The organism is Rheinheimera sp. SA_1, assembly GCF_001669775.1.
Taxonomy (GTDB): domain Bacteria; phylum Pseudomonadota; class Gammaproteobacteria; order Enterobacterales; family Alteromonadaceae; genus Pararheinheimera.
On the sequence record NZ_LXWK01000011.1, the window covers coordinates 744,005 to 767,784 of the forward strand.

The 23,780-nt window shown below is 48.7% G+C and carries 22 protein-coding genes; 5 read left to right on the forward strand and 17 right to left on the reverse strand.

The window, feature by feature from the left end; all coding sequences use genetic code 11:
- Positions 1–120 precede the first annotated feature (120 nt).
- Together A5320_RS04270 and A5320_RS04275 are read left to right on the forward strand one after the other, a co-directional pair.
- Positions 121–396 (forward strand): hypothetical protein, encoded by a 276-nt coding sequence (locus tag A5320_RS04270; RefSeq protein ID WP_068061356.1) that lies wholly within the window; start codon positions 121–123, stop codon positions 394–396.
- Entirely contained in the window at positions 393–584 is a 192-nt protein-coding gene (locus A5320_RS04275) for a DUF2970 domain-containing protein (RefSeq protein ID WP_068061359.1), read from the forward strand. The genes A5320_RS04270 and A5320_RS04275 overlap by 4 nt, the downstream gene beginning before the upstream one ends.
- A gap of 60 nt (positions 585–644) precedes the next feature.
- On the opposite strand, the gene A5320_RS04280 is transcribed toward A5320_RS04275, so the two are convergent.
- The 9 genes from A5320_RS04280 to A5320_RS04320 all read right to left on the reverse strand — a co-directional run bounded on the left by A5320_RS04280 (position 645) and on the right by A5320_RS04320 (position 9,792).
- A complete protein-coding gene (locus A5320_RS04280; RefSeq protein WP_231916648.1) occupies positions 645–1,481 on the reverse strand; it encodes a Dam family site-specific DNA-(adenine-N6)-methyltransferase in 837 nt (278 codons plus the stop codon).
- A 15-nt stretch (positions 1,482–1,496) separates the two neighbouring features.
- Entirely contained in the window at positions 1,497–3,104 is a 1,608-nt protein-coding gene (locus A5320_RS04285; protein ID WP_068061361.1) for an AAA family ATPase, read from the reverse strand.
- 2 nt (positions 3,105–3,106) lie between these two features.
- Entirely contained in the window at positions 3,107–4,186 is a 1,080-nt protein-coding gene (aroB, locus tag A5320_RS04290) for a 3-dehydroquinate synthase (RefSeq protein WP_068061364.1), read from the reverse strand.
- A gap of 25 nt (positions 4,187–4,211) precedes the next feature.
- Positions 4,212–4,730, reverse strand: coding sequence for a shikimate kinase AroK (gene aroK / locus A5320_RS04295; protein ID WP_068061367.1), 519 nt, complete (start codon positions 4,728–4,730; stop codon positions 4,212–4,214).
- Positions 4,731–4,889: 159 nt separating this feature from the next.
- Positions 4,890–6,965 (reverse strand): type IV pilus secretin PilQ, encoded by a 2,076-nt coding sequence (locus A5320_RS04300; RefSeq protein ID WP_068061370.1) that lies wholly within the window; start codon positions 6,963–6,965, stop codon positions 4,890–4,892.
- A 16-nt stretch (positions 6,966–6,981) separates the two neighbouring features.
- Positions 6,982–7,521 (reverse strand): pilus assembly protein PilP, encoded by a 540-nt coding sequence (locus A5320_RS04305; RefSeq protein WP_068061371.1) that lies wholly within the window; start codon positions 7,519–7,521, stop codon positions 6,982–6,984.
- Positions 7,521–8,111, reverse strand: a complete 591-nt coding sequence (locus A5320_RS04310) for a type 4a pilus biogenesis protein PilO (RefSeq protein WP_197489970.1) — start codon at positions 8,109–8,111, stop codon at positions 7,521–7,523. Before A5320_RS04310 ends, A5320_RS04305 begins: the two co-directional genes overlap by 1 nt.
- A complete protein-coding gene (locus A5320_RS04315) occupies positions 8,108–8,725 on the reverse strand; it encodes a PilN domain-containing protein (RefSeq protein ID WP_068061382.1) in 618 nt (205 codons plus the stop codon). Before A5320_RS04315 ends, A5320_RS04310 begins: the two co-directional genes overlap by 4 nt.
- Positions 8,713–9,792, reverse strand: a complete 1,080-nt coding sequence (locus A5320_RS04320) for a pilus assembly protein PilM (protein ID WP_068061385.1) — start codon at positions 9,790–9,792, stop codon at positions 8,713–8,715. The genes A5320_RS04315 and A5320_RS04320 overlap by 13 nt, the downstream gene beginning before the upstream one ends.
- 152 nt (positions 9,793–9,944) lie before the next feature.
- Here A5320_RS04320 and A5320_RS04325 point away from each other — a divergent pair, with 152 nt between their 5' ends.
- Positions 9,945–12,527, forward strand: coding sequence for a penicillin-binding protein 1A (locus A5320_RS04325; protein WP_068061388.1), 2,583 nt, complete (start codon positions 9,945–9,947; stop codon positions 12,525–12,527).
- Between the two features lie 109 nt (positions 12,528–12,636).
- On the opposite strand, the gene argH is transcribed toward A5320_RS04325, so the two are convergent.
- From argH to A5320_RS21880, 8 genes are all read right to left on the reverse strand, one after another.
- A complete protein-coding gene (gene argH / locus A5320_RS04330) occupies positions 12,637–14,016 on the reverse strand; it encodes an argininosuccinate lyase (RefSeq protein ID WP_068061390.1) in 1,380 nt (459 codons plus the stop codon).
- A gap of 91 nt (positions 14,017–14,107) precedes the next feature.
- Positions 14,108–15,322 carry an argininosuccinate synthase gene (locus tag A5320_RS04335; protein ID WP_068061392.1) on the reverse strand — a complete coding sequence of 405 codons (1,215 nt, stop codon included), beginning with the start codon at positions 15,320–15,322 and terminating at the stop codon, positions 14,108–14,110.
- An 8-nt stretch (positions 15,323–15,330) separates the two neighbouring features.
- On the reverse strand, positions 15,331–16,245 hold the full coding sequence (locus A5320_RS04340) for an ornithine carbamoyltransferase (protein ID WP_068061395.1): 915 nt from the start codon (positions 16,243–16,245) through the stop codon (positions 15,331–15,333).
- Between the two features lie 130 nt (positions 16,246–16,375).
- A complete protein-coding gene (gene argB / locus A5320_RS04345) occupies positions 16,376–17,167 on the reverse strand; it encodes an acetylglutamate kinase (RefSeq protein ID WP_068061398.1) in 792 nt (263 codons plus the stop codon).
- Positions 17,167–18,243: an N-acetyl-gamma-glutamyl-phosphate reductase gene (argC, locus tag A5320_RS04350; RefSeq protein ID WP_068061401.1), complete on the reverse strand. Its 1,077-nt coding sequence runs from the start codon at positions 18,241–18,243 to the stop codon at positions 17,167–17,169. The genes argB and argC overlap by 1 nt, the downstream gene beginning before the upstream one ends.
- Positions 18,244–18,539: 296 nt before the next feature.
- Positions 18,540–20,312, reverse strand: a complete 1,773-nt coding sequence (gene dauA / locus A5320_RS04355) for a C4-dicarboxylic acid transporter DauA (protein ID WP_068061404.1) — start codon at positions 20,310–20,312, stop codon at positions 18,540–18,542.
- A 108-nt stretch (positions 20,313–20,420) separates the two neighbouring features.
- A complete protein-coding gene (locus tag A5320_RS21875) occupies positions 20,421–20,600 on the reverse strand; it encodes a hypothetical protein (RefSeq protein WP_157605629.1) in 180 nt (59 codons plus the stop codon).
- Positions 20,601–21,029: 429 nt separating this feature from the next.
- Positions 21,030–21,206, reverse strand: a complete 177-nt coding sequence (locus tag A5320_RS21880) for a hypothetical protein (RefSeq protein ID WP_157605631.1) — start codon at positions 21,204–21,206, stop codon at positions 21,030–21,032.
- Between the two features lie 676 nt (positions 21,207–21,882).
- Here A5320_RS21880 and A5320_RS04370 point away from each other — a divergent pair.
- Both A5320_RS04370 and A5320_RS04375 read left to right on the forward strand, forming a co-directional pair.
- Complete coding sequence (locus tag A5320_RS04370; RefSeq protein WP_068061410.1) at positions 21,883–23,220, forward strand: sensor histidine kinase; 1,338 nt, start codon at positions 21,883–21,885, stop codon at positions 23,218–23,220.
- A 2-nt stretch (positions 23,221–23,222) separates the two neighbouring features.
- Positions 23,223–23,762: a response regulator transcription factor gene (locus tag A5320_RS04375; RefSeq protein ID WP_068061413.1), complete on the forward strand. Its 540-nt coding sequence runs from the start codon at positions 23,223–23,225 to the stop codon at positions 23,760–23,762.
- Positions 23,763–23,780: the final 18 nt, after the last annotated feature.

Here is a 23,780-nt window from a genome sequence, read left to right on the forward strand (position 1 = left end):
GGTTATTTGTGCATCAATCGCAAAGCACCATTCTGACCACAAGCAACACCGATGCAGCCCTTGTTCTGAAGTCAGGGCTGCTGTATTATCGAACAGTCAATTGATGGATCTGAGACTGTAATGAAAACGCCAACACTCGTCAAAACCGCCGCTTTTTTGCTCAGCTTGTCAGCGGGTTTATACCTGTTACCACAACAGCAGAACAGCGTCATCGCCAGCTGCACAAACACAGTGGCAATGACCCAAAACGGTGTCGAAAGCTTTACTGTGCAATGTGCACTGGCACCACAAACCAGCTGGGCGTCCTGGTTCTCAGGCCAAAGTAGTTCAGCGCAATTCCATTTTATCGATTTACTTGAATTACTTAGCCGGTTACACGCCAAACCTGCGGCATGAGCAATAAGCCCACCTTAAAACAAATCATCAAAGCTGTGGCCGGTGCTTTTATCGGCGTACAGTCAGAACACCAACGTCAACAGGACTTTAATGCTCAAAGCCCCCTGCCCTACATCATTGTGGGCGTCTTGATGACCATGCTCTTTATCGCAGCGCTGATCACTATTGTTACCTTGGTACTGTCTTAACAATCGTCATTTAACGCTGTACTTCTAATGAAGTTGCCAACCCTATTTAACGTCAACTTGTTATTTGCGACTACGATACAGCGCAAACAACTCAGCAACCTTGCCTCTGGTACTGCCTTTTTGACTGATTGAACGCCCGACCTGGATTGAATGCAACTCAGCGCCCTGATATATTTTTCGGGTCCAGCTGGTGTCGTGGTTGCTAATAAGTACGTTATGCCCACTCAGTGTGGCTTGCTCAGATAGACTGGCCAAATCCGCCTGATCATCCAGGTTAAAGCTATTTTTGGCATAAGAAGTAAAACTGGCAGTTTTTGATAATGGTACGTATGGCGGATCACAATACACTGCAGCGCCGGTTGGCAATTGAGCAAACAACTGCTGGTAATCGAGGCAGACAAATGTGGCGCGGGTGGCTTTTTCGGCAAAAGCCTCTAATTCAGCTTCCGGGAAATACGGTTTTTTGTAAGAACCAAACGGCACATTAAACAACCCCGATTGGTTATAACGACATAAGCCATTGTAACAATGCCGGTTCAGATACAAAAATTGCAAAGAGCGCAAGTACGGATCTGTCGTTTGATTGAACTGCTGCCGGATCGCCAGATAACTGGCTTTGTCATTGTGGCCTTCAGTAAAAAACATTCGGGCATCGGCAATCAGTTGTGCCGGTCTCGTTTGTAAAAACTGATATAAATGGATCAGATCGGCATTAATGTCGTTCAGCAAATAACGCGAATAATCAGTATTTAAAAACACTGAACCCGCACCAACAAAAGGTTCAACCAAAACGTCAGCTGCCGGCAAATGGCCGGTGATCGCTTCGACCAGATTGAATTTCCCGCCCGCCCATTTCAAAAATGCCCGTTGCTTTTTCACGGTAACTATTTTGCTCAACCTGACGCCACCTGACTATTGAATGCTGATTTCGCTGTGAATATCGGCTAACGGTTTCACAAAAGCCTGCTGCAATGCGGGCGGTAACTGGCTGATTTGGGCCTTGGCTTCGGTCGAATCGGCAAAAGGGGCCATCACGACAATCAATTGCCGCTGGCCATTTTTTTGTCGTTGATAGGTGTAAGTTTCCAGTCCTGGATAACTGGCAACAAAATCTTTGAGTGCGCCATCATTGGACAGAACCACCAGCTGCAATGCTACCGCCTGACCGGACATCGATAACAAGTCAGCTTCGGCATAACCATAACCGCCATTGCTGGTGCTGCTTTGTGCGAGTTCAGCCTGTGCTTCAGCGGCCAGATCAGGCTCCACTGACTGCGACGTTGACGCTGGTTCGTTATTCAGTTCTTCCGCCATTTGCTCGGCTACTGAAACTTCTGTCTCAGCGGCGATCACCACTTCAGGTGATTGCGGCTCTGGCTCAACACCTTGTGTTAAATCAGGCACTTTGCTGTCACCGGATACCGGGATATTCTGGGCATCGTCGGTTTTCACAGCAGGCAATTCGGCGGACTCAGCGGGTGTCGCTGTTGTTACAGCTTCATCAATTACTGCTGGTTGACGGCTATTGCCGGTGCTGGCGACCGGAGTCTCTACCGGTTCCACCATCTGTTCTGTCACAGATTTTTGATCATTATTTGTAGAAGTGACTTCAGCACCTTCAGAAAAATCAACAGGTTTGGCCAATCCGGAAGCTGAGGAAGACGCAGTTTTACTGCCCACTTGCTCCAACTGACCGACCAACTGTTCCACCACGGCTTTGCTGGCCGAAGGCGCTGCTACAGGTACTGTGCTGGTTTGTACTTCTTGCTCTTCTGGCAGATAGGTGAGCTGGCCAAGGCCATCAGGACGATTTTGCTGTTCTGTCCACAGCCAAAAAACTACCACAGCGGCTATCACCAGCATGCCAACGCTAAACACCGAAAGCGGATAGGCCAAAGACGCCGGCTTCAGATCAACTTTGGCGGGTTGTAGTTGGCGTTTTAAACTGGGATCCAGTAATAGATGAATATTTCCCTGCGCGTTATCCAATCGATCGGCAACACTTAAGGTACTGAGCTCACTATCTTTGAGCAGCATCTCGGCATCTTGCAGGGTTAAAGCAGGCAAAGGTAAATTCAGTTCAGCGTGGGCATCGGCATGTTCGGTGGCTGCAATCACCAGACAAGGCAGTTCAGCCAGCTCGGCCCACAATTCAGCCGGAAGTTGTTCAGCCTGGTCAATCACCAACGCCAGAGGCTCGTTTAAGGGACGATCACCGACCAACTGTAATAAAGTACGATTGGCATCTTTACAGGTACCAAACCAGTGCTCTAACACGTGTTGGCGTACCCGTACGGCACTGAGTTCCGGCTCGGCTTTAATCAAAGCCAGGTTAAATTCGTTCGACAGCAGATCAGCAATGGCTAAGGTCAGGGTTGTTTTGCCAGAACCGGCAGCACCAACCATATGAATCAATTGATAAGGGTTAAACTCCAGCTGAAAGACTAAACGCTCCAGCCAGCTGCGCTGTGAAGGCAATAATCCCTGAATTTTTAATAATTTTTGTTGTAAGTGCGACATGATTATCCGGCGAAAACCCGCTGTAATTCTGATTCAGTGACATCATCGACGATAATGGCGGCACCGAGCGTTTGAGGCAAGATAAACCGCATTTTGCCGTCTTTAACTTTTTTGTCGGTTTTCATATAGGGCATAAAATCGGCAATCTGCATACCCAAAGGCGGTTGTACCGGCAAATTGAAGTAAGCTAATAACTGGCGAACCCGTTCAACAGTCGCTACGTCAATCCAGCCACGGGCATGGGCCAGTTCAAACGCCATCATCATGCCAACAGCAACGGCTTCACCGTGCAACCAGGTACCATAGCCAAGCCAGGCTTCAATCGCATGACCGAAGGTATGGCCCAGATTTAACAAAGCTCGTTCGCCCTGCTCAGTTTCATCACGGCTGACAATATCAGCTTTCATCTGGCAGCAGTGTTTAATCATCTGGCTCAGCTGCGGCTCCTGCAATTTGCCAAGCGCATCCTGATGTTGCTCCAGCCATTGGAAAAACGTGGCATCCCCTAACAAACCATATTTAATCACTTCGGCCATCCCAGCGGAAAACTCACGCTGTGGTAACGAGTGCAACACGGATGTGTCGATGATCACCGCCAAAGGCTGGTTAAAAGCACCGATCATATTTTTGCCAAGCGGATGATTAATGGCTGTTTTACCACCGACCGACGAATCGACCTGTGATAACAAAGTGGTTGGAACCTGTACAAAAGCCACGCCACGCTGATAACAGGCGGCAACAAAACCGGTTAAATCACCAATCACGCCACCACCCAGAGCCACCAGCAGCGCATCCCGCGCGATGCCATGCTCCAGCAAAAAGGTATTGGCCTGGTCAAAAGATTGCAGATTTTTGTAAGCTTCACCGTCGGGCAGCAGCAATTCAAACAGGTTTTGCTGGCCGAACAATGCTTGTAACTGCGGCAGATAAAGCGCAGCAACTACAGGATTGGAGAGGATCACGACTTTTTTGAACTGCCAAAGCTGCTGGAGCTCCGGCACTTGCCCTGCGCCTGACAATAAACCAGGCGCAATGACAATTGGGTAACTGCGCTGGCCAAGTTGAACGGCAACTTTTTCCATCGACAGCCCCCTTTAGCTGGAAAAATTAAAAACCCAGTTGTTCAACAATTTGATTTGCAACCGAACGGGCACTTTGCTCGTCTGTTCTGATGGTGAAATCTGCGATTTCCTCATACAGTGGGTTACGCTCTGCTGCCAGCCGTTCCAAAACGTGCTGCGGAGCTTCTTCGGTTTGTAATAATGGACGTCTTTTGTCACGTTGGGTACGGGCGACCTGTTTCTCAATTGGAGTTTCCAGATAGACCACGATGCCACGCGCTGACAAACGATTGCGGGTTTCTTTGCTAATCACTGAACCACCACCTGTGGCAAGTACAATACCCTGGAGTTCAGTTAAATCTTCAATGACGTTTTCTTCACGTACCCGAAAGCCTTCTTCGCCTTCCAGATCAAAGACCCAGGCTATATCAGCACCAGTACGGCGCTCAATTTCCTGATCTGAATCGTAGAAGTCGAGATGCAGCATTTCTGCTAAATGACGGCCAATGGTACTTTTTCCTGCGCCCATAGGGCCAACAAGGAAGATATTGCGTTTCTCTGCCATATGTCGTAATGCTAATCAGCTAACTAAATGAGGGTTGATGTCAGGACCTAAAAGCTCCCACGAAAATTTGAAGCGCTGAATTATGTCAGTTTTGCCGACAGCTTAGCAAGCTAAATTTGTCAGGGCCCGGACGGGCCCTGACAGCTTTGAGCAGAATGGCTACTGGCCTTCAGTCAGTATTTTGGGCGTGACAAATATCAATAATTCTTTCTTCTCGGTCTTATCCAGTGAACGACGGAACATTGCACCTACGTAAGGGATATCGCCAAAGAACGGCACTTTTTGTACAGTATTGATCGTTTGTTGCTGGTAAATACCACCCAATACAATGGTCTCACCATTATCCACTAACACTTGTGTCTGAATACGCTGGGTGTCAATGGCGACCGCGTTACCAGTTGCTGTCGGCACAATCTTACCTTCGGTATCCTGAGTGACGATTAAGTCGAGGATAATTTTGTTATCCGGCGTCACTTGTGGTGTCACTTCCAGGCTCAAGACGGCCTTTTTGAATTCGACTGTGGTGGCACCACTTGAAGCGGACTGCACATAAGGAATTTCCACACCTTGCTCAATCCGAGCCTGTTTTTGGTTCGCAGTGGAAATTCTTGGTGAAGCGACAATTTCCGCTTTGTTTTCTTCTTCTAACGCAGACAGCTCTAAGTCAATCAGGGTGCCATCGCCTAATTTGGCAATATGGAAACCAATACGGCCTGCTGATGTGCTGCTTAGCGGTAGATTTACATTGTAACGATCACCACGAGAGTCGGCAGTTCCGAGCCCTGGGATCTGTCCATTGGCCAACTGGTTCGCAGCAAGCGACGAACCACCCACCCCTTTAGTATTTTGCTGGTCATTAAAACCCCAACGAATACCCAGTTCATCCGCGACACTGTCTTTAACCGTCACCATCCGCGATTCGATAAGAACCTGCTTCACAGGTACATCCAGACGCTCGACTAAACGACGTACGTTCTCAATGGCTTTGGCTGTGTCTTTCAGCAGAATTGTATTGGTGCGGTCATCCACCGATGCCACACCACGGGCAGTCAGCAGTGACGCATCTTTGTTGCTCAGTAACTTCGCAATATCTGCCGCTTTGGCATAGTTAATGGCGATAAATTCTGAATATAGCGCTTCCAGTTCTTCCACTTTATTCCGCGCTTGTAACTCTTTGGCTTCACGTTCTGCCAGTTCATCGGTCGGCGCTATCATCAGAATGTTGCCATCCATCCGTTTATCCAGACCCCGCACTTTTAACACGATATCCAGCGCCTGATCCCAAGGTGTACCATCCAGACGCAGCGTGATGTTGCCTACGACCGAATCACTGGTCACCAGGTTAAAGCCGTTATAGTCGGCGATAATCTGCAGTACGGTCCGTACCGGAATATCCTGAAAGTTTAATGAAATAGCCCGGCCTTTATATTCTTTACCACCGGCCATAAAGCCAACGGCTGACGCATCTTTTTCTACCGACAAGCTGAAAATATTGTCAATTTGCTGGTAGTTAAATTTAAAAGCAGAAGTAGGTTCAATCACGATGCGGGTTAAAGCACCTTCTTTAAAGGTTTCAATGCCTTTGACCACAGTGCCGAAATCCAGCACATCCAATTGATACAACAGTTCTTCCAAAATATCGGTATTGTGGAATTCCACGATGATCTTGCCGAGTTTTTCGGACACATCAACAGCTGCGGTATTTTCTTTTAAAAATACCAGCACCCGCGCTTCGCCTTTTTCGCCACGGCGAAAATCGATGGCATTCACTTTGTTGATATAAGTAGGCGTCACATCAGCGGTTTGTCCTGGCGTGGATTCCGTTGGGTTGTCGGAAATCTGCAGATAAAACACGTTGCCTTTGACCCGAGTGCGATAAAGCTTCAGATGGTCCAGATAAATTGAGGTTTTAAAACCTTCATTAAAAAATTCAGATTTGGCTCTTTGTACACCGGCTTTATCAATTTCCACATCAGCTAATTTTTCTTCGTAATCAGCTTCAGCAAAGGTCAATTCGATGCGGGAAGGCTCGTTCAGGACCTGAACCGTTGGCTCAGCCTGTAAATCTTCATCAAATACAAATTCAATTTCCGTTTCACCGGTACTCAGCGGGTTATACCGTACGTCATAAAGTAACGGCACCGCCATCGCAGGCGCGGCAGACAGCAACAGGATCCCGAGCAGCAGACGACGGCTAACCGGTAATTTTTTGATTGTTTTAGTTGTATTTTCCATGCTTCTCTCGCACACCTTATTTGCTGGCTACAGCTGCTGGTTCAGCCATTGGCAGTACTGTGGTTCGTTCTTTCCAACAACCTGCACCATCAGGAATGAGTTCCAGTAATTCCACTTGAGCCGGATCAACGTTAATCACACGGCCATGAAACAAGCCAATGTAATTGTTTTTACTGATCCGGTGTAAGGTCTTGTCTGACGCTTCAACCAGCGCCCAAATATCATTTTCGTCACCTAAAGTACCACGCATCTTCAGGTTATCCAGCGCGTACTTCTCCAGCGGCTCTTTGCGCCGGGCCGGATCAGGGCTCAGACAGTCTTGAATTTGTGCATATTTTTCCTGCACAGCTTCAGGACGAGGCGCACTGAACGGACTGCGCGACTGCGCTGATTTGTAACTAATATGCACGAACTCTTTCACTTCCGGCAGCGGCGGAATTTTCGCCGGAGTACTGGCTTTGACCGTATTCATAAACTGCTGGATGTCGGTTAAATCGTCGTAACAACCCTGCAGCAGCAGCAAACTGACGCAAACAACCGGTAAAGAACGCTTCATTATTGAGCCTCCTTATACCGGTAGGTTTTTGCCACGACGTTAAATACCAAACGTTCATCATTATCTGTGGTGACCGAAAAATCGTGTAACGAAACGATCCGGGGTAATTTGGCAACTTCACTGACGAAATTACCAAATTGGTGGTAGTCACCCACGACGTCGATTTTAATCGGTAGTTCGGTGTAAAAGTCTTTTTCTATTTCCGGTAACCAGTTGATTTTCACAAAGGTTAACCCGGTCGAAGTTCCGGCATAGGTAATGTCGTCCAGCAAACCAGGTGTTTCGTGGGTGGCTGGCAGCTGCTTTAACAGATAGGAGAATGTTTCTTCCATTTCAACCATCTGCGCCTTGTACAATTCCAGATTCACCGCCGAAGCATACTTCACCCGATAGATCTGACGCAGCTCCTGCTCTTTTGCTTCCGACATTTCCAATTGTTTAATCTGATCATCAACCAACAGAAAGAAAGTTAACACGCCAATCATCAACACCAATATCGCCACCACCATTGCTTTTGCTGCAACTGGCCATGAGCCCATATCGGACATATCAAGATTGTTGAGTTCTTCTAAATTAAAATTCATGCTCATTTGGCTGCTCCCGGTACTGGCTTGGCAGGCTTTGGCGCACCGGTGGTGCCGGTGGTCGCGCCCTGAACAGCTTCAAAACCCTTCACGGTCAAATGGATTTTGAAATCGCTTAGCAATTGAGTCTGATCTTTACCCGCTTCGATAAACTCCAGCAGTGGATCTTTAAGCAATTCGGAACTTTCAACCGAGCGGATCATATTGGATAGCCGGTTGTTTGATTCACTTTTGCCAACCAACAACAAAGACGGTCCTTGTTTTTGTAAATTCGATAAATAGACACCGGCCGGCACGACTGAAGCAATCTCGTCCATAATCTGGGTACCAAGATTTCGGCTACTTTGCAGCTGACTGATCAGCTCCATCCGTTTTTGCAGGTTTTTCTTTTTCTCATCCAATTCGCGGATTTCAATAATACGCTGTTCCAGAATGGTAATTTCACCTTGTAAGTAGGTGTTTCGACTATTCTGGCCTTCAATTTTTGCGCCGTAGACCGCACTTAAACCGAAAATGGCGCCGAAACTTAAAATCCCCGCTGCGCTGAGGACAGTCATAAACTGAGTTTGTTGTTGTTTCCGCTGCGCTTCACGCCACGGCAATAAATTTATATATGCCATGTTGAGAAACTCCGTAACGCCAGGCCACTCGCCACCATTAACTGGGGAGCAACCTGATTGAGCAATTCGCGGTCAACGGAAGCTGCAGTTTCCATATGCAAAAATGGATTCGCAACCACAGTGTGAATACCGAGCTCGTCGGTCAACAATTTGTCGACACCTTCGATGAGGCTGGTGCCGCCGGAAATCAGTAAATAATCAATATTGTCACGACCTGAAGTGGTCAGATACATCTGAATACCGCGGCGCACTTGCTGTAATAACATGGTCTGAAAAGGCGCCAGCACTTCAAAGGTATAGTTAGGTGGCAAATCATTGGCGACTTTTGCCTGTTCTGCCTCTTCATAAGTTTTCGCGTAATAAGAGACAATACTGCGGGTGTATTGCTCGCCACCAAATACCTGGTCGCGGGTGTAGAGGGTTTTACCATCTTCCAGAATACTGAGTAAGGTCATGGTGGCACCAATATCGACCACTGCGACTAATTTCGATTTAGCGTCTGATGGCAGTTGTCTGGCACAAAGTTCCGCAGCGCGGCTGAGGGCATAACTTTCGACATCGATGACCCGGGCGGCAAAACCGCCCTGGTCCAGCGCACTGACCCGCGTTTGCACACTTTCAGTTCGGGCGGCGCTGAGCAACACATTTACTTTTGAGGGGTCGTTGCTGTTCAGGTCTTGTTTTTCAAAGTCGAGACTGACTTCACTTAACGGATAAGGGATTAAACTGTCGGCTTCAACTTCAATCTGACTGGCAAGTTCAGCATCGGTCAGGGTGGCATCCATGAAAATCACTTTGCTAATCACGGTGGAACCAGAGACTGCCGCTGCGGCGAACTTAACAGTTTTAGGAATTTTTTTGCGGATTTTACCGATGACATTGCCAACGGCTTCGATGTCTTGGATCTCACGCTCGTTCATTGAGCCTTTAATCATGGGTTCTATTGCAAAGGCTTCTACTTTATAATGCCCGCCATGCTGACTGAGCAACACAGCCTTCACAGTGTGAGCACCGATATCTACCCCTAGGATTAAAGGGTTTTTTGTCTGAAACAGGCGATTTATCATAGCTTCCTGCGGCCGTATCAAATTTATGATTATTATGGTTTTGATTTTTAGCTTAGCCGTTTTAACACGTAACTAAAGAGCTTTAACGACTGCTAATAAATTTATACTAGCAGCCTATTTTAGTAAATGGGAGTAAAAATTGGGGCGATTCAGTGTCTTGGCTTAAAAAACTGGTAATTATTACCCTAAGTTGCTTTATTGCAGGTCTGACTGTGATATTCGGCAGCTACCTGTATCTGAAAGATGACCTGCCGAGTGTAGAGACGCTGAAGGATGTCCGATTACAAACGCCAATGCGCGTATTTAGTCAGGATGGCGAACTTATTTCCCAATTTGGAGAGAAGCGCCGGATCCCCCTAAAGATCAATGAAATACCACCTTTATTGATCCAGGCGGTGCTTGCAACCGAAGATGCGCGTTTTTACGAGCATCCGGGCATTGATGTCATCGGTGTGTTCCGTGCGGCCACAGTCGTCGCAACCACCGGCGATTATAGCCAGGGCGCCAGCACCATTACCCAACAGCTTGCCCGATTATTTTTCCTTAGTCGGGAAAAGAAAATCATCCGCAAAATAAAAGAAGCCTTTTTGGCCTTTCATATTGAAGAGCTGCTGACCAAAGATGAAATTCTCGAGTTGTACCTGAATCGGATTGAATTGGGTCAACGGGCATTTGGTGTCGGCGCCGCAGCGCAAGTATATTTTGGCAAGAATATTCAAGACCTGACATTATCTGAAATGGCAATCATCGCCGGTTTGCCGCAAGCGCCTTCGGTATTAAACCCGGTTCGCTCACCAAGCCGTGCCAGAGCGAGACGCAATATTGTGCTTGGGCGCATGCTGACGGTCGGTTATATCACTCAGCAACAATATGATGAAGCGATTCAGGCACCGATCGTATCGAAATTGCACGGTGCGCAAATTACCGCATCTGCACCATATCTGGCGGAAATGGTCCGCAAAGAAATTGTCGACACTTATGGCGAAGACGAAGCCTATTCTAAAGGCTTCCAGGTTTTCACCACGGTCCACTCGACACAGCAGGCTATCGCTGTACAGGCATTACAACAAAATCTGCACAACTACGACGAACGCCATGGTTTCCGTGGGCCGGTTGCAGTGGTGTGGCCAGCAACACGTCAGGAAAATGAAGACGGATCCGTCAGCTTCATTGAAGAAAAACGCTTATCCGAAGAAGCCATTCTGGCTTATCTCGACCAACAGGACGCCATCGAAAAACTGACGCCGGCGGTGGTGACGTTGGTCGAAAACCGCAGTGCGGAAGTGATGATTGCCGGCGGTCGCAAGGTGCAACTGGGCTGGGACGGGTTGAAATGGGCCCGCACCTTTATTAGCCACGAACGCCAGGCCAATCCGCCAAAGTCTGCCACCCAAATTTTGGCGCCAGGCATGCACATTTATGTGCGGGAACAACAGGGTGAATGGCGGTTAAGTCAGTTACCACAAGCAAGTAGCGCTTTGGTCGCTCTTGATCCAACCGATGGTGCGGTCCGGGCGCTGGTTGGTGGTTATAGCTTTGGTCTGACCCAGTTTAACCGGGTGACCCAGGCCAATCGCCAGGTCGGTTCGAACATCAAACCTTTTATTTACTCCGCTGCGCTGGAGCATGGTTATACCTTAGCCTCGGTGCTGAATGACGCGCCTATCCATGAATGGGACGCTGGTTCAGGTACTGCGTGGCGGCCGAAAAATTCACCTGATGTGTATGACGGCCCTATCCGCTTGCGCGAAGCACTGGCAAAATCGAAAAACGTGGTGTCGGTGCGATTGATCAGCGGCGTTGGTATTGATCATACGATCAATCACTTAGCCAAATTTGGCTTTCATAAAAACGACTTGCCGCGTAACCAAACGCTGGCGTTGGGTTCTGCTTCATTAACTCCGCTGGAGCTGGCGACCGGTTATGCCGTGTTCGCCAACGGTGGTTATCTGGTGAAACCTTATGTGATCACTAAAATTCTTGATGACCAGAACAATGTGATCTTTGAGCATCAGCAGATCAAAGTTTGTCAGGATTGCCAACCAGCAATAGCGCAAGCGGACGTTGTCGCTGCTGAGCAGCCAGCAGCGGACGACTTGGGCAACTTGGAAAGCGCGCCAGTGAGCGAAACAGCACCAGCGCCCACCGATGCAACTGCAACACCTGCTGAAACGTTCGCACCACGGGTGATTTCACCGCAAAATGCCTTTTTAATTGCCGAAGCGATGAAAAGTGCAGTCTGGGGCGGCGATGGCTGGGACGGTACTGCAAAAAATCTCAAAGCATTAAAACGACGGGATTTATCCGGCAAAACCGGCACCACCAACGATGTGAAAGACACCTGGTTTTCTGGTTTCACCCCGGATTTGGTGATCACCAGTTGGGTCGGGTTTGATGACGCTGAAAGTGTGCTAGGTAAAACGGCCTGGAACAATAATCTCGGCGTGGAGCAAGTGTCCGGCGGCGAATCTGGTGCCCGCACTGCCCTGCCACCATGGCAAACTTATGCGGCAGCCGCGCTCGCTGATTTACCGGAAAAATTCCCGCCTGCACCTGTTGGGATAGTTTCGGTACGGATTGACAATAAAACCGGCTTACTGACGCAGGCAACTGATAACAGCAGCAGTTTTGAGTTTTTCCAGCAAGGCACTGAACCCACGCAATATGCCAGTCCGAATAATCCGGATTTGCCGGAACATCAGCAAAAGCCGGAAGAAATCGATATTTTCCGCTAAGCCAGGCGGATTGATTTAAAAGAAAAAAACAGCTGGATGTTACCAGCTGTTTTTTTTGAATAACCAGAAGTTTTATTTCAGTCTGTTGTCATCACCATTGGATCAGGCATCATAAAGCCGAAAACCACTGCTCAGCGGCTGTTAACGCACTGCCCACCTGCTCTGGCGAAGTTCCGCCCAAGGCAGCACGTTTAGCCAGACCGGCTTCGATAGTCAGCGCAGCATAAACGTCGTCGCCAATTAGCGGCGATACCGCTTGCAGGTCTGCTAACGCCAGAGCTTCCAATGGTTTTTGCTGGGCTGAAGCTTTCAGCACCAGTTCGCCCGATAACTCATGCGCATCGCGAAACGCTACGCCTTTGCCAACCAGGTAATCGGCTAAATCGGTGGCGTTGCTGTAACCAAGTTCAGCGGCGCGCCGACATTGCCCGGCGTTGACCGACAAATGTGGCAGCACCGTGGCCAGCACCAGTAAGCATTGCTGCCAAGTGGCCATCAGGTCGAAAAAGCCCTGTTTGTCTTCCTGCATATCTTTGTTGTAAGCCAGCGGCAAGCCTTTGAGCACATGTAAAATACCGACTAAATGGCCCAGCACCCGGCCAGTTTTACCGCGCAGCAGCTCAAATACATCCGGGTTTTTCTTCTGTGGCATCAACGACGAACCTGAAGAAATCGCATCGCCCAGTTTAAAAAAGCCCGCTTCGCCGGAGCAGAAGAAAATCACATCTTCTGATAACCGCGATAAATGGGTCAGACACAAACTGGCAGCAGCAGAAAGCTCTACTACATAATCGCGATCTGACACTGCATCTAAGCTGTTGCGCGCCGCAGCAGCAAAACCTAACCGTTCAGCTACCGCCACCCGGTCCAGCAATACGCCGGTACCAGCCAAAGCGCCGCAGCCCAGCGGACAAACATCCATCCGTGCTAAGGCATCATCAATCCGGCTCAGATCACGGCGGAACATTTCGACATAAGCCAAAGCCCAGTGACTCACCAAAACCGGTTGTGCGCGTTGTAAATGGGTAAAACCAGGCATCACTAAACCATAGTGGCTGCGGGCAAAGGTCAGCAGTGCACCGATGGCAGATTGCAACGCATCGCGCACTAAACCGGCGTTCAGTTTGCTCCACAGCCGTAAATCGGTGGCGACCAAATCATTGCGAGAACGACCGGTATGCAGCTTTTTCGCGGCATGACCGATTTTTTCGCCAAGCTTGGCTTCGACCCAACTATGAATATCTTCTTCTTTGGTTTGCAGCGGCAACTCTGGATTAGCTTCGACTTCCAGCGCCAGTTCGGCCAGCGCACCATCCAGTAACGTTGCTTCTTCCGCGGTGATAATGCCAGCTTCGGCCAGACCAATGGCCCAGCTGCGCGATGCGGCGATATCTTGCTGCGCTAATAAGTAGTCAAACGCTAATGAATCATTAAAAGCCCGGAATTCATCCAGACTGGCTTCCTGAAAACGTCCGCCCCACATGGCCATGATACTTTCCTCACAATCCTGAACAAAAACAGCGGCCGAAACCGCTGCTTAATTTAATTTGGTCAACCAACGCCGACCGGCAAAGCGCTGATTATTTAGCGTGCAGCGCCCGAATGCGGCTGGCCAGTGAATACAGACGGATAAAACCGGCGGCATCTTTCTGGTTATACACTTCATCACCGTCAAAGGTGGCAAAAGCTTCGGAGTACAGGCTGTTCGGTGAACGACGTTTCGCCACTGTCACCTGACCTTTATACAGTTTGACCACGATATCACCGGTCAGTTGTTCAGCCAGCGAGTTGGAAGCCGCAAATAAGGCGTCTTTTAATGGCGTAAACCAACGGCCGTCATACACCAGTTGCGCCACTTCTAAGCCCACTTCTTCGCGGTATTTCAATGACGTACGGTCGTAGACTAAGGATTCCAGTGCCCGCAGACCCGCAACAATAATAGTGCCGCCTGGCGTTTCATAACAGCCACGCGATTTCATGCCGACTAAACGGTTTTCAACGATGTCGATGCGGCCAACACCATGCTCAGAACCAATGGCGTTCAGCTGTTCAATCGCTTCAATCGCGCCAACCGCATTGCCGTTAATAGCAGTCAGTTCGCCTTTTTCAAAACTCAGCTGTAAATATTCCGCTTTATCCGGTGCTTGCTCCGGTGACTTGGTCCACATCCAGACCTGATCAGATGGCTCGTTCCACGGATTTTCCAGCTCGCCACCTTCGTGCGAAATATGGAATAAGTTGGCGTCACGGCTATAAATTTTGGTCGCTGTTGCTGTGGTAGGCACGTTTTTCTCGGCCAGATAATTCAGCAGTGACTGACGGGAATTAAATTCCCACTCACGCCATGGCGCAATCACCTTCAGCTGCGGTGCTAAAGCGGCAAAAGCGCCTTCAAACCGCACTTGATCATTACCTTTACCGGTACAACCGTGACAGAGCGCATCCGCACCGAGTTTCAGCGCCAACTCAACCTGAGCGCGGGCGATAATGGGCCGTGCCATCGAGGTACCCAGTAAATATTGGCCTTCATACACAGCACCGGCTTTCAGTGTTGGGTAAATCACTTCTTTGACAAATTGTTCACGTAAATCAACGATGTAACAGCTGCTGGCACCAGATTTAATGGCTTTTTCTTCCACGCCAGCCAAGTCTTCGGCACCCTGGCCAACATCGGCAACAAAAGCAATCACTTCACAGTCATAGTTGTCTTTCAGCCAAGGCACAATGGCCGAAGTATCCAGACCACCAGAATACGCCAGTACAACTTTTTTCACGTTTTGTTTTACATCACTCATGTTCGGCCTCAGGCAAATAAACTTACTAAAACGGCATTTTGCGCATGCATACGGTTTTCCGCCTGCTGCAGCACCAACGAATAATCACTGTCCAGCACTTCGCTGGTCACTTCATGGCCACGATGCGCTGGCAGACAGTGCATAAAGTTCTTCACTGCCAGCCGCTGCATCACGGCAGTATTAATTTGATAAGGGGCAAAGATTTTTTCGACCATGGACGGATCAGCCTTATTGCCCATCGACATCCAGGTGTCGGTATAAATGGCATCGGCACCGGAGGCTGACGACACATGTTGACTCAGCGTCAGCTTGGCACCACTTTCCTGGCCTAACGCCTGCGCTTTTAACAGCACATGCGCATCCGGGCCAAAACCAGGTGGCGTCACCACAGTTAAGGTCATGCCCATGATGGCAGCACCTAACATCAAAGAATGACAGACATTATTACCATCGCCGACAAAAGCCAGATGCACCTTGGATAAATCACCAAATTGCTCTTTTAACGTCAGCAAATCGGCCAGCGCCTGGCACGGATGATACAGGTCGCTCAGTGCGTTAATCACCGGTTTTTTGCTGCTTTGTGCCAGTTTAATCAGGCTTTGCTGCGAATAAACCCGCGCTACTATCGCGTCAGTCCAGCAGGCTAAATTACTGCCGAAATCCTCCACCGATTCACGTACACCCATGGCACCGTTTTGCTGGTCCAGGTACACGCTATGGCCACCCAGTTTGTTGATACCCACATCAAAGCTGACCCGGGTACGCAAGGACGGTTTCTCAAACACCAATGCAATACTTTTGCCTTTGAGCGCAGTACTGTAGTTGTTTGGGTTTTGTTTAATTTCCTGGGCTAAATCCAGCAAGCCCGCCAATTGTTGTTGATCCAGTTCAGCTAAACATAACAGCTGTTTTAATTGACTCATAACTCACACTGCTCGACCGCGCTGCGGCTTCCTTATTGGGGAAATCGGCTCGTCGGTCTAACAGCGTCAGACCTTCGTAATAGCGGATTTCAGTGGGGTTGAGGGTTTCCCGATGATTCGATCTGCCCCCTTATTCACTGATGCAAGTTCCTACTGCTTGTTGTTGCATCAGTTTTAATAAATCATTCGGTTGCTGCCAGCCGGCAACAACGATCGATCGTCGCAGTGCTGCCGCAGTTTCCAGCGCGGCATCTAATTTCACTTTCATGCCGCCTTTAATCACGCCGCTATCGACCAATGCCTGTGCACCTTTACCATCCAGCGTGCTAATCAATTTGCCTTCGGCGTCCAGAATACCCGGCACATCGGTCAGTAACACCAGCTGCCCTTGCACCAACTGACAAATGGCGGCTGCGGCTAAGTCGGCGTTAACATTCAATAAATCGCCGGCATCACTTTGGCCAATTGAGCTAAAAACAGGCACAAAACCGCTTTGAAGTAAGGTGTTCACTAAAGTGCCATCGTTGGCTTTGGCGATACCCACAGCACCCAATTTGGTGTTGACTTCAAACTTCAGACTTTTGCCGGCAGCTAAAGTTAAACCAACCGCATTTAAGCCCTGCAGCTGTGCCCGCGACACCATTAAGCTATTCACTGCACCCGCTAAGGCTCCGGTAATCACCGGCATCTGCTCTTTTGGCGACACGCGCTGACCGTCAATTTTCTGGGTGTTAAAACCAAACGTTGCCAGCCAGCTGTCTACCTGATCACCACCGCCGTGTACCAATACAATTGGATATTGGGTGGCAAGTTCAGCGACAACTTTAAGTAAAGCGTCTAAAGCGTTGTTGTCTTGCAACAACCGGCCGCCCATTTTTAACACCAATGGCGTTTTTGCGTTTGCTTGGGAGTGTTGGCTCATCACAACGCTCCTGCTTTAGCAAAGGCAAACAAACCCGCCGTTTCCGGCTTGCCAAACTTGACGTTGGCGGCCTGCATCGCTTGCGCTGCAGCACCTTTGAGTAAATTATCGATCGCCGAAACCACCACCAGTTGTTCACCGTCTTGTTGCCAGAAAATATCGCAAAATGGTGTGCCGTCGACATCCGCCACATTCGGCGACGCTGCCGTTAACCGCACCAGCGGTTTATTGGCATAAGCCTCAACAAAGGCAGCTTGCACTTGCTCAGCGGTAACACCTGCTTTTAACGTCACCACGCTGGTGGCCAGAATACCGCGTTTAAAGTTACCTAAATGTGGCGTGAACACCACTTTACGCCCTAAATTTTGTTCTATTTCAGGCCGGTGCCGATGTTTGAAGAAGCCATACGCATTTAAGCCGACTTCGCAAAACGAGGTATTGAGCGCCGCTTTACGACCTGCACCAGACACACCGCTGGTGGCGTTAATGACGGGAATACAGCCATCGGCCACTAAACCTGCTTTTAACAAAGGTAATAACGCCAAAGTACAGGCGGTTGGATAACAACCCGGTACCGAAATCAGCTGTGGTAATGGCTTGTCCAACCATTCCATCAGTGAATAAACGGCTTCATTTAACAACGCCGGATGTTGATGTTCATAACCATAAAATTTTGGATAAAGGTCAGCCTGTTTTAACCGAAAAGCACCCGACAAATCGACGACGACGATGCCTGCAGCCATCAGTTTTGGCGCCACTTCTTCACTGGCTTCATGCGGCAGCGCTAAAAATGCTACATCAACTTTGCCTTTGATACGGTCAATTTCGTCGTCCGTCCAGGGTTCAACCAATACGTCTACTTGCTGCTGGAAACGTGGGTACAGCGAAGAAAAAGGCTCTGCTTTGCGGCCGGCAGAGGCATAAGCAAAGCAGAGCTCAAAATAAGGGTTTCTGGTCAATAAAGCGCACAATTCAGCGCCGCTATAACCGGCAGCACCTAATACGGCGCTGCGAACAACTGTTTTATTATTCAAAACAGCAGAGTTTGAGGTTTGGGTTGGCAACTCAGACGACATCAGGGGTCGATCTCCAAAAACAAATGATCAAAATGGCCACGCCAGAAAAGATGCGGCCAGTGTAATGGGTAGCTCATGCACTTTCAAGAATTTTTATGCTGTTTTTATGAATTAATATTAATTAACTTCCGTCTTCAACAGATCCAGTATTCGAGTTTGATGGTGCACACTTGCTGCTAAGGCTAGCTGAAAATGGCGACTTTTTCGATAATGACGATGCGTCAGCAAACGCCATGAAAGGAAGAATGGTCATCTACCTCAAGCAAGTTTCAAAGCTCCGTCCCCAAAAAGACAATTTAAAGCCCGGAATCCTGCAGCGTATTTTGCTCAGCATCACGCCATTGCTGCTCACGGGTCGGCAAATCTTTTAATGCTTCCGTTAACGTTGGGTAAAACGCCAGCAATCCTTCGACCGGTCTTATTTTCGCTTTGGCTAATGTTTTCAGCGGTTGAAACTGCAAGTCGGCCAATAAAATTTGGCAGTTGGCATGATCACAAGCGCTGATAAATTTATCCAAAGCGACTAAGCCACCAGCATCCAGGACTGAGACACCATCCATCACCAGCACCACCGAATGTTGACCTTTGCAAAGTGCAGACAATTCTGCAAAAACCCGGTCTGCCGCAGCGAAAAACAGCGGACCACTAATTCGGAACACTTTTATACCGTCAGCCAGTTTATCCGGCACCAGTTTTGGACTGTCAGTAACATCAGAAACCTTTGTCATTTCAGCCACTTCACGTACAAACAACAAGGCCGCAAAGATAATGCCGCAGGTGATCGCGACTACCATGTCAAACAATACGGTAAAGGAGAAACACACACTAAACACCCAGATATCGCTGCGTGGTGCGGTATTGATTAAATGCAGCGCTTTACCGGCATCACTCATATTCCAGGCCACCATTAATAGCAGTGCCGCCATCGCCGCCATTGGCAAATACGCCAGCCATTTTGACAACACCAGCAGCGCCAACAATACAACTAAAGCATGGATCATTGCCGCCAGCGGCGACTGCGCTCCCGCTTTGACATTCGCCGCTGAACGCGCAATCGCAGCCGTTGCGGTGATGCCACCAAAAAATGGTGTGATCAGATTACCGATGCCTTGCCCCAGCAATTCGCTGTTGGCGCTGTGTCGCCGGCCGGTCATGCCATCGAGTACCACCGCGCACAATAAGGATTCAATAGCGCCTAACATCGCCATGGCAAAAGCCGCCGCCAACAAGTCTTTGGCCATTTGCGAACTCCAAACCAGCACGCTCCCGTCAGCGCCAGCTTGTTGCCATGGCCAGATAAAACTAGGCAGCATATCGGGAATTCCGGCGGCAATGGCGCCGGTAATATCGGTGTATTGAAAACGGCTGCCAATGGTTTCAACCGGAAAATCAAACCAACCGAGCGCCAACGCAGCAAGCGTACCGACTAACACAGCAGGTAAATGGGCAGGAACAGCGGTATTTAATTTCGGCCATTTCAGCATTGTCAGCAAAGTGACAGTGGCGACGACCAGACTGGGCCAGTGCGCAGTGTCTGCAGCCAGTAATAAGGCCTGCAGTTTTTCGATGTAATGTTCCGGCATGCTGGCAAGCTGCAAGCCAAATAAGTCTTTGATTTGCAAAGTTGCAATCACCACCGCAATGCCAGCAGTGAAACCTAAGGTGACCGCTTCCGGGATATATTCAATAAACCGCCCGAGTCGCAAAGTGGCCATCAGCACCAGCAAACCACCTGATAGCATGGTTGCCAGTAACAAACCGCCGAGGCCATATTTTTGCGCCACCGGATACAAAATCACCACAAAAGCGGCGGTTGGGCCAGACACGCTATACCTGGAACCACCACAGAGTGGAATAATAAAACCAGCGATAATGGCGGTGTATAAACCGTATTGCGGCGGTACGCCACTAGCAATGGCCAATGCCATCGCCAGTGGAATGGCGATAATGCCGACGCTGATGCCAGCCATCACATCTTTGTACAGTTGCTGCCGGTGATAACCTTCTGCTGCAGTCTCCCGCAGGGCATGGGCAATCCGCAATGAAAACAGATAAGCGCGATGAGACATGCAACTCCCGGAAGACTTTGAATTTCAGATTGTTAGCATAACGCAGAAAGTAATGTGTACGATTGAATTTACGGCAGACTTTAGTCTACGAGAAGCAGAAACAACAGGCTACAAATCAAATCTTTGTTCGATTTTTTGTAGAAATTTCCAGCGGGTTGGGATCAGCACCAAAGAACAGATACTTAAGTCGAACAAAATCTTCAGTGTGACTTTAACCGGCACATAGATACTGTAAAAAAATGGTTCTACATCGTTAAAAATCTGCTTGTCCAGGGTATAAAACACCATTTCTGTACCTAGTAAAAACGAGTACAACGAGGACAATGCCAACATCAATGAAATTAAGTAAACCTGCGGCACCTGCCGAACGGGCGGTTTGACTCTGCACAATTCGAGCAGTGATCTGTCACGGTGAAAATGAACAATGGAAAATGCAATAAAGAGATCGAACAGCGAAAGTACCAAGAACAACGCCATGGGTTCATCGAGCACAATAAATATGAAAAACTCGATAGAAATCAACAAAAATATGACTAACAAAATAGGCCATACTTCTCGACGATGTCTGGTGATAAAGGCAACTAACAAAATTAACAGACAAGAATTCAGGAAAAGAAAAAGATGTTCGGTCAACCAAAAAACGGCCGTTAAAGACACTAGAAACATTGTCAGGTAACAAAAATCTCTAACGGCATTTTTTAATTGGTTCACTAGTACCTACATAGAAAAATTCGCAGTTGTTTCAATTTCTGAACTTACCGGAGGTAATTTCGGTCTTGGTCCGACCAGAATACCACCACCAACCAGATCTAAAAACTCAGCCCCTAATACTTTGGTATCCAGAACTGCTGGTTTTGTTGCTTCATTTTTTGATTGTGCATTGAATAACTTCATGAGTAAATCCCTAATTTGTAAGTTTATTTGTATGTTTTTTTATTGTCATCACGTCGCGCCCGTTCCTGAGGCAGGGTCAGTAATCCTTACAACCTGATAGAGCAACTATCAGGCCAACAAAATAAGCCAAATTTTTGGCTGGTTATTTCAAGTAATTCATCATCAAAATCTGGTTGTTCACGGTATCCGCAACGAGCTCACACTGTGAAAAACAGAAAGAAATCAAGATTAAGCAATTGAAATAAATGGAATTAATAATGGATTTGTTAAATGTTTCGCCAACCAGGTAATCACTACCTTTGGTTTTTGGTCGGCGTCGGAATTTTGTCGGTGACTGGCGGCAAGCTTCTGCCGGAGGAACGGAAAAAACTGGCTCCGCGGCAAAGAGTATGAAGACAACGGCTGCGACAATTTGCCACATCGCGCCGCGTCTGCAATGCAGTTAATGTGTAACAGTCCGATTGAGATGATCTTGCGTGAACACGTGAGCCATCGCGTCTGGCAGTCATTTTGCAACGGGTGCAACTGCACCCGTCTTTTTTCAACCGCAAAAGTCCGGCGTTTTCATGCAGCACTTCACATCAAACACTTTGGTTTATCTGAATTTTTCAGTATCCTCGCGGCATCATCCTTTCCCCTTTTGTACCAATACCGACGCCCGGATCGGGAGTTTCAAATGACACAACCGTTATTGGCGGCCGCTGAACTGGCGCCTCGTCATCAAATTCGACAGTTTCAGCAATTTCGCTGGGGGTTGATCCTGACCGAATATGCCGCTTCGGCACTGGCATTTAGTTTGTCTTACCAGGTGACCAGCTGGCCTTTGCTGCTGCTATTACTCACTTTACATGGTTGCAGCAATCTGGCACTTACAGTGTGGCCGGGCGGTCAACGTTTTCCGGAGCGGGTATTTATTGTCGGTATTCTATTGGATTTGTTGATTCTGACTTTATTGTTGGTACTCAGTGGCGGCGCCAGCAACGGTTTAATTGCCTTGCTGTTACTACCTGTCGCCGTCTGTGCCGTCTTATTACCCCCCTTGTTGGCCTATCTGACCGCTTTGCTGGCCGTGGGGTGCTACGCATTATTACTGCAACTTGGTGATGCCCAAGCCGCCATGGATCACAGCATGCACTTAGAGATGGGCCATACGCTGATGCCTGCCGCCAGTGGTTTTAACCAACATATGTTACAAATGGGCTGGGCTTTTGCGTTGTCTGCTTTGCTGATTGCCTGGTTTATCAGCGCTCAGGCGAAGTTAATCCAACAAAAATCGCAGCAGCTGAATGACCTGCAGCAGCAACAAAGCCGGCAGGAACAAATGCTGGCCGTAGCCACCTATGCTGCAAATGCCGCCCATGATTTGGCGACGCCACTGCAAAACATCACTTTGCTCAGCGATGAATTACTTAATAACCAAGTGCTCAGCAACGAATTACTTAAAGTCGAACCGGCGCAACAACCCAACAGTTTGCCCACCGAACTACTACAGGATTTACAGACCGAAGTGGCGAAATGTCAGCAGATTGTGCGACAACTTCGCAGCAGCGCTCAACAACTACGCAGTCAGAAAGCACAGCCCCAACCGGTGCAGGACATTAGCCTGCAGGCCATTCAATTGTGGCTGGTGAGTCGGCCGGAGATCAGCCTGACGTTAAAGCAACAACAAGATGGATCGCGTTGTGAACTGCAAGATGCGCTGGCCTGGACTGCGGCGTTATTTAATATTCTCGACAACGCCGCCGACGCCAGTATTGCCAACGAGCAGCCAAAGCTCGACGCTGAACTTCGCTTGCACCAAGAGCAATTTCAACTGCAACTGCGCGATTTTGGCGCTGGTCTTAGTTCACAACATCTGGCTGAACTTGGTTTACAGCCACAACCCGACAGCCAGGGGCTTGGTCTGGGCCAGTTTCTGGCGAATGCTTCGATTGAACGACTTGGTGGGCACATTTCCCGCCACAATTCACCGAAAGGTGGCACAGTCACCGTCATTCGTTTTCAGGCGCTCTGACCATGCATATTGTGTTGATGGATGATGATGAAACGCTGGTACGCACCCTCAGCCGGCGTTTAACCCAGGCCGGTCATCGAACGGATGGTTTTGTACAACCGGTGGACGTAGACGCATTAGCCGCTTTGCAAGCACAGGTGTATTTACTCGATTTGCGGTTTGGCAGCCAAAGTGGTTTAAGTTTTGTCGCGCCGCTGCGTCATCAGTGCCCGCAAAGCCGAATTTTGATCATGACCGGTTTTGCCAGTATCGCCACTGCGGTGCAAGCGGTGAAATTGGGAGCAGATGACTACCTGACAAAACCTATTGATTTCAGTGTGTTGTTATCGGCGTTGACAGAAGTCACGGCAAATGAGATTAAAACAGAAACGCAATTGCCAACCGATTTGCCAGCGACAGAACTCATGTCAACCGAGCAAGTGGCGTGGGAACATATTCAACGGATATTGCAGGAGCAGGACGGCAATATCTCACAAACCGCCCGCCTGCTTGGCATGCATCGCCGCACTTTGCAGCGCAAACTGAATAAACACCGGCCCTAGCGATGCGCTAAGGCCAGA